Consider the following 7,120-nt stretch of genomic DNA (forward strand, 5'->3'; position numbering starts at 1 on the left):
AAATGCGTGCAAATCATTGTGGGATTATCATGGTACAAATTAGGCGAATGACATCAATATCAAAATCACAAATCCAATTACACCAACAACTTTAATGAGTCTGGTCGGCGGTTCAGCAGGTTCGCCGTAGTCGTTGTCGTCTTCATCGCCTTCTGCAAACGACAAATACAAAATCACGAACAAACTAATCAATGGAATGAGTAACAAAGCCGCCCACCAAGACGAACGGTTTAAATCATTAAAACGCCGCATACCAGGGACAAATCTGGCGTAAATGGCAATAATAATGGTTGGAATAACCGTTATTAAAGTAATGGCGATGGCATCTTTGCTGCCAATCAGTGCCAATAATAGTATAAAGGCGATGGCATCTTTGCTGCCAATGAATGCTATATAACCCAGCGCAAATGGAACAACAGCACATAAAGTTAATATCGCCGTGTATGCCAAATAGCGCATGCGCCCAATGCGCCCAGATTTGGCATAAAATGGGGCAGTGTTGTAGCCTGTTTCTTCTAAATCATCATTAAAATTATGGGTCATATGTCTCTCAATTCAAAATCAGATTTCAGGCAGCCTGAATTGCCCACCGCTAGGTGTTCAGGCTGCCTGAAAAGCCAAATTACGCCAAATTCGCTTTCAATTCATCTTGCAAATGCGCGATAAATTCATCCACGCTCATCGCGCCCAAATCTTCCGCTTTGCGGCGCACGGCAACTTGACCGTTTTCCTTTTCCTTGTCGCCCAACACGATTTGATACGGATAACGATATTGGCTGTTGTCTCGGATTTTGTAGCCGATTTTTTCATTACGCAAATCGCATTCCACACGGAAACCCGCTTGTTTCAATTTTTCCGTAACTTCAAGGGCATAGTCCGCTTGTTTTTCGGTAATGTTCATTACCACCAACTGCACAGGCGCAAGCCACAAGGGGAACGAACCCGCGTGTTCCTCAATCAAAATGCCGATAAAACGCTCCAAAGAACCCAAAATCGCGCGGTGCAACATCACAGGACGTGCCTTGTTGTTGTCTTCGGTAACGTATTCCGCGTCCAAACGTTCAGGCAGCACAAAATCCAACTGAATCGTGCCACATTGCCACGAACGACCCAAGGCATCTTTAATGTGGTATTCCACTTTCGGGCCGTAGAACGCGCCTTCACCGGGCAATTCTTCCCACTCAATGCCGCAAGCGGTTAAAGCATCGCGCAAACCTTGTTCGGCTTTGTCCCAAGTTTCATCGCTGCCTGCACGTTTTTCGGGGCGCAAAGACAATTTCACACTCACATTTTCAAAACCAAATTGCTTGTAGATTTTCATCACAAGTTGGTTAAATGCTTGTGCTTCTTGGGTAATTTGCGCTTCGGTACAGAAAATGTGCGCGTCATCTTGCACAAAACCGCGCACACGCATCAAGCCATGCAAAGCACCGCTCGGCTCATTGCGGTGGCACGAACCAAATTCCGCCAAACGCATGGGCAAATCACGATACGAACGCAAACCGTGATTGAAAATTTGCACATGTCCAGGGCAGTTCATCGGCTTAACCGCATATTCGCGTTTTTCGGATTGGGTGGTGAACATATTGTCCTTGTAATTTTCCCAATGCCCTGATTTTTCCCAGAAAGTTTTGTCCAGAATTTGAGGCGTTTTGATTTCTTGATAGCCTGCTGCGGTCAATTCGCGGCGCATGTGCTGCTCAATGATTTGCCACAACGCCCAACCGCGTGGGTGCCAAAACACCATACCAGGGGCTTCGTCTTGCAAATGGAACAAATTCAACTGTTTACCCAATTTGCGGTGGTCGCGTTTTTCCGCTTCTTCAATGCGCGTGATGTAGGCTTTCAGCTCATCTTTGTTTGCCCAAGCCGTGCCGTAAATGCGTTGCAACTGCTCGTTGTTGCTGTCGCCACGCCAGTAAGCACCTGATAATTTGGTCAATTTAAAATTTTTCAAAAAGCGCGTATTCGGAACGTGGGGGCCGCGACACATGTCCACATATTCCTGATGATAGTACATGCCCATGGCGGTAACATCGTCTTCCATGTCGTCAATCAGGCGCAATTTGTATTCTTCGCCGCGATTTTTAAAGATTTCAATCACTTCTGCGCGTGGGGTCATTTTTTTGATGACATCGTAATCTTGGTTGATGAGCTGTTTCATGCGCTCTTCAATCGCGCTCACATCTTCTGGCGTAAAGGGTTTTTCGGTGGAAATATCGTAATAAAAACCTTCTTCAATCACAGGACCGATGACCATTTTGGCATTGGGGAACAACTGTTTGACCGCATGACCCACCAAGTGAGCGCAAGAATGGCGAATGATTTCAACACCTTCTTGGTCTTTTGGCGTGATGATTTGCACGGTTGCGTCTTGGGAAATGGGGTCGCAAGCGTCCACCAACACGCCATTGACTTTGCCCGCAACGGTGGCTTTTGCCAAACCTGCGCCAATGGATTGCGCGATGTGCATAACGGTAACGGGGGCTTCGTATTGGCGCACGGAGCCGTCTGGTAGGGTGATGTTAATCATGTTAATTCCTTGAATGATATTGAAAATTTAAATAAGGCAGCCTGCTTTGCCCACCGCTCGGTGTTCAGGCTGCCTGAAATGCGAAAATGACATAAATTATAGGGAAAATAAGGTTTTTTTTCAAGGAAATGCTGTTTCAGGCAGCCTGAAAAATACCCATATTGGAATGCAAGAATCTGCTCTTCAGGTAGCCCATTGTCGCATTATAGGCTACCTGAAGAGCAGGTTTTTAATTCGCCATTTTCACCATATGAATGCGGTAATGTTGCTGATTTTCACGGTTAAAAAATAAAAACTCACGATTATTGCGTATGGCTTCGCCCATGATGTAGCCTTTTTCGCCATTGGTTGCCAGAATGTAGTATTTTTTGCCTTGAATTTCAATGTAATCATATGTTTGTCGCAAATCGGAACGCCAATAGCCGATACACAAAGACAAAATGCTGAAATACAGAAAAATGAACATGACAAATAACACAAAACCTTGTCCCAACAATAATTTGCGGAAATCTAACTGTAAATCGGTATTGTTCCATTTGCGATGAAACAAAATCACGCACAATAGCAATAAACCTAAATAGACCCATGAAACATAAAGCGGAATTTTGCCGATAAACAAATAAAATGACAGCATTACAGGTGCGTTGAATACCGAAACCAAAATCAATACGCGTAAATAACCCAAATGTTCAAAACGGTTGCTTTTGGCAATTTTCTTTAATAAATAATAACCTAGAACATAACTGAGCAATAAAATCAAAGAACTGCCCAGCACCCAAGCCAGAGTTCGGGCAATCAAACCGTTGCCGATATCAACGTGCCACCACGGCAAACCGTGATACCATGCCTGTCCCCAAATATAGCAATAAGCGGTTGAAAATGCAGTTAAAGTAAGAAATCCGATAGAGAGAGAAGAATTGATAAATTTGTCAATAGTACTGCTCATAACACAAAAATTATTCAATATCCTGATTTGAAAAGATAAATTATAGTCCTGTTTTAAAGACATGAAAACCTTTCTCATCTTATTCTTCAGGTAGCCTTTCGGTATGTGGCAATGTTGCCGATGGCGTGTATTCTGTCGTGGCGAAGGCAGCTTGCTTTTTTAAAAAATAAACCAAATGAAGTCAAAATTGAGCGGATACTTTATTTCATTCGGTGTTTGAATGTTTTCAGGCAGCCTGAAAATACTTTTTAAAACAAAACCGATTGGGTTTTAGAACCTGTGTTCGCAAGAATTGGCGATAAAAGCAAGCCATTAAGATTATGAATACGGCTTCTTAAATGTTTTTAAATTAAATTTTTAAAAAGAGTCAGTCGTGAAGGCAAACCGTTTTTTGCCCTATAGCGTAAGGCAGCCTGAAAGAAAATAAATACCGTAAAATGCGTTTTTTCACAAAAAATACACAAAATATGACACAAACCCACCCAACTTTCGCAGAAAAACTCATCGCATGGCAAAAGCAGCACGGTCGGCACAATCTCGCATGGCAAGTGTCCGACCCATACCAAATTTGGCTGTCTGAAATCATGTTGCAACAAACGCAAGTGGTTACCGTATCAGAATATTTTCCGCGATTTATTGAAAAATTCCCCACAGTACAAGATTTGGCGAATGCCGAACAAGATGAAGTTTTGGCATTGTGGCAAGGCTTGGGCTATTACAGTCGGGCGCGGAATTTGCATTTTGCCGCGCAACAAATTTGCCACGATTTTGGCGGTGTTTTCCCCGAAAATCGCGAAAGTTTGCAGCAATTAAAAGGCGTTGGACGCAGTACGGCTGCCGCCATTGCCGCGTTCGCATTCGGCAAACGCGAAACGATTTTGGACGGCAATGTCAAACGCATTTTGTGTCGCATTTTCGCTTTGGACGGCGAAGGCAAAGCCTTTGAAAACCAACTTTGGGATTTTGCCGAAATTTTGCTGCCTGAAAACAGCAGCGAAATGTCCGCTTACACGCAAGGCTTGATGGATTTGGGCGCAACCGTGTGCCAGCGCAAACCGAATTGCGCAATTTGCCCCATGGCAGACATTTGCCAAGCCAAACAGCAAGACCGCATAGCCGAATTGCCACGCAAAAAATCGGTTAAAGTGCAAGAGATGACGCTGTATTGGCTGATTTTGCGCGACAAAAATCGCATTTTCCTGCAAAAACGCCCCCAAAAAGGCATTTGGGCGGGCTTGTATTGCGTACCGTGTTTTGAAAATGGCGCGGATTTCCACAATTATTTGCGCGACAAACAAATGGATTTTGATGATTTGCACGAATGTGCCACCATATCCCACCGTTTAACACACCGTGTTTTGGAAATCATTCCCTATGAATGTGACTGCAAAAATGCCGCCTTTTCGGCAAATTTCAACGAAAATGACGGCATTTGGGTGGATTTGACGGATTTGCCGCAATATGGTTTGCCTAAACCTTTGCAGCAATATTTGGCGTAAAAACAAGGAAATTTATGGTGAAACGTGTTCAGGTAGCTGAAAATCATTTTTGGCTACCTGAAATTTAATTTATTTTTCTAATTACATAAATTTGATAATATTTTTTATTTTATTAATTAGGAAGCAGGAAATTCAGATTGTCTTTGGTTAGTTCGCCTAAGATGTAATTTTTATTGCCATTAGTGGTCAAAATATAATATTTTTGACATTGATTCCAATGTAATCATAGATTTAACGTAATTCGGAGCACAAATAACCAATGCTTAATGACAGCAAACAAAAATACATAAAAATGAATAAGGCGAAAAACATAAAACGTTCACCACGAAACATTTTGTGAAAATCCAGTTGAAAATTGGTATTGTTCCAATCTCTGTGAAACAATGCAGTACAAATCAATAAAACCATCAGATAAATCAAGAATAAATAAACGAGAATTTTGCCAATAAGCAGGTAAAATGTCAGCAAAACTGACATACTGAATACAGAAACCAAAGTTAAAATCCGAACATGACCGAAATGATGTTGATTTTTGGGGGATTCTTAAGAAATGATAAGCAGATGAATAGCTTAAAAATAAAATCAGTGAGCAACCAAATACATACGCTAAACTTCGTGCCATGATGCTGTTGCCAATTTTAATATGTCATCATGGAAAACTGTGAAACAAGGTTTGTCTACAGTAATAGAATTAAGTCATTGAAAATGCAGTTAAAGTAAGAAATGAGAGTGCAAATGATGAGTTAATCAGTTTGTCTATGGTCTGGCTCATAATATTGAAAAAACGATAAATTGTTTGAATCATAAAGTCTTAATTATAGATTGATTTAAATGGGTATTAAAATCCCCAAATATTGTTTTATGGTATTTCAGGCAGCCTGAAACCCATTTTATTCAAGGAAAAAACAGCATGGCAAAAGCCCCCAAAACCGTCTATCAATGCACCGAATGCGGCGGCACATCGCCCAAATGGGTTGGCAAATGCCCCCATTGTGGCGAATGGAACACATTCCAAGAAAACATCGCTGCCCCCGAACCGAAAAACGCCCGTTTCCAATCGTGGGCAGCCGAAACCACCCAAGTGCAAAAATTAGCCGAAGTAACCGCCACCGAAGTGCCACGCACCGCCACAGGCATGGGCGAGCTTGACCGTGTTTTGGGTGGCGGTTTGGTAGATGGCGCAGTGATTTTATTGGGTGGCGACCCGGGTATCGGCAAATCCACCCTGCTCTTGCAAACCATTGCTTTAATGGCAAAAACACGCCAAGTTTTGTACGTTTCAGGCGAAGAATCCGCCCAACAAGTCGCCCTACGCGCCCAACGTTTGGGTTTGAATGCCGATGGCGTGAATTTGCTTGCCGAAATCCGTTTGGAAGCGATTCAGGCAGCCTTAAAACAACACGCCCCCCATGTTGTCGTGATTGACTCCATTCAAACCATGTATTCCGACCAAATCACGTCCGCCCCAGGTTCGGTGTCGCAAGTGCGCGAATGTGCCGCCCAGCTCACGCGCATTGCCAAACAAATGGGCATCGCCATGATTTTTGTCGGACACGTTACCAAAGATGGTGCAATCGCAGGTCCGCGCGTGTTGGAGCATATGGTGGACACCGTTTTGTATTTTGAAGGCGACACCCATTCCAACCACCGCATGATACGCGCCATCAAAAACCGCTTTGGCGCGGCAAACGAATTGGGCGTGTTCGCCATGACCGAAACGGGTTTGAAAGGCGTATCCAATCCGTCCGCGATTTTTTTAGCGAGTTATCGGGACGATGTGGCAGGCTCATGCGTATTGGTAACACAAGAAGGCACAAGACCATTATTGGTTGAAATACAATCACTTGTAGATGATGCGCACGGTTTCACCCCCAAAAGATTAACCGTGGGTTTGGAACAAAACCGCTTGGCGATGTTGCTGGCGGTGCTGAACCGACACGCAGGCATCGCCTGTTTTGACCAAGACGTGTTTTTGAACGCGGTGGGTGGCGTGAAAATTGGCGAACCTGCCGCAGATTTGGCGGCGGTGTTGGCGATGGTTTCCAGTTTCCGCAACAAGCCATTGCCCGAAAAAATGGTGGCGTTTGGCGAGATTGGTTTGAGTGGCGAAATCCGCCCCGTGCCACGCGGACAAGAACGCCT

Annotated in this window: 6 protein-coding genes; 2 read left to right on the plus strand and 4 right to left on the minus strand. The window is 43.8% G+C overall.

Features of this window, described 5'->3' with window-relative positions; translation table 11 throughout:
* Nucleotides 1-39 precede the first annotated feature (39 nt).
* The 3 genes from Q4B82_RS04800 to Q4B82_RS04810 all read right to left on the minus strand — a co-directional run bounded on the left by Q4B82_RS04800 (nucleotide 40) and on the right by Q4B82_RS04810 (nucleotide 3,479).
* Nucleotides 40-543 carry a DUF805 domain-containing protein gene (locus Q4B82_RS04800; protein ID WP_303065293.1) on the minus strand — a complete coding sequence of 168 codons (504 nt, stop codon included), beginning with the start codon at nucleotides 541-543 and terminating at the stop codon, nucleotides 40-42.
* 79 nt (nucleotides 544-622) lie between these two features.
* Nucleotides 623-2,533, minus strand: a complete 1,911-nt coding sequence (thrS, locus tag Q4B82_RS04805; protein ID WP_303065294.1) for a threonine--tRNA ligase — start codon at nucleotides 2,531-2,533, stop codon at nucleotides 623-625.
* Nucleotides 2,534-2,762: 229 nt separating this feature from the next.
* Nucleotides 2,763-3,479, minus strand: coding sequence for a hypothetical protein (locus Q4B82_RS04810; RefSeq protein WP_303065295.1), 717 nt, complete (start codon nucleotides 3,477-3,479; stop codon nucleotides 2,763-2,765).
* Between the two features lie 467 nt (nucleotides 3,480-3,946).
* Here Q4B82_RS04810 and mutY point away from each other — a divergent pair, with 467 nt between their 5' ends.
* Complete coding sequence (mutY, locus tag Q4B82_RS04815) at nucleotides 3,947-4,978, plus strand: A/G-specific adenine glycosylase (RefSeq protein WP_303065296.1); 1,032 nt, start codon at nucleotides 3,947-3,949, stop codon at nucleotides 4,976-4,978.
* A 319-nt stretch (nucleotides 4,979-5,297) separates the two neighbouring features.
* On the opposite strand, the gene Q4B82_RS04820 is transcribed toward mutY, so the two are convergent.
* Nucleotides 5,298-5,600, minus strand: coding sequence for a hypothetical protein (locus Q4B82_RS04820; RefSeq protein WP_303065297.1), 303 nt, complete (start codon nucleotides 5,598-5,600; stop codon nucleotides 5,298-5,300).
* 288 nt (nucleotides 5,601-5,888) lie between these two features.
* Between Q4B82_RS04820 and radA the strand changes: the two genes are divergently transcribed.
* Nucleotides 5,889-7,120 (plus strand): DNA repair protein RadA (gene radA / locus Q4B82_RS04825; RefSeq protein ID WP_303065298.1); only part of this gene is annotated, 1,232 nt, incomplete at its 3' end.

This window comes from Alysiella sp. (assembly GCF_030525755.1).
Taxonomy (GTDB): domain Bacteria; phylum Pseudomonadota; class Gammaproteobacteria; order Burkholderiales; family Neisseriaceae; genus Simonsiella.

Coding starts and splice junctions, on each gene's coding strand:
- Q4B82_RS04800 (WP_303065293.1), bottom strand. CDS start 543: ATGACCCATAATTTTAATGATGATTTAGAAGAAACAGGCTACAACACT.
- thrS (WP_303065294.1), bottom strand. CDS start 2,533: ATGATTAACATCACCCTACCAGACGGCTCCGTGCGCCAATACGAAGCC.
- Q4B82_RS04810 (WP_303065295.1), bottom strand. CDS start 3,479: ATGAGCAGTACTATTGACAAATTTATCAATTCTTCTCTCTCTATCGGA.
- mutY (WP_303065296.1), top strand. CDS start 3,947: ATGACACAAACCCACCCAACTTTCGCAGAAAAACTCATCGCATGGCAA.
- Q4B82_RS04820 (WP_303065297.1), bottom strand. CDS start 5,600: ATGGCACGAAGTTTAGCGTATGTATTTGGTTGCTCACTGATTTTATTT.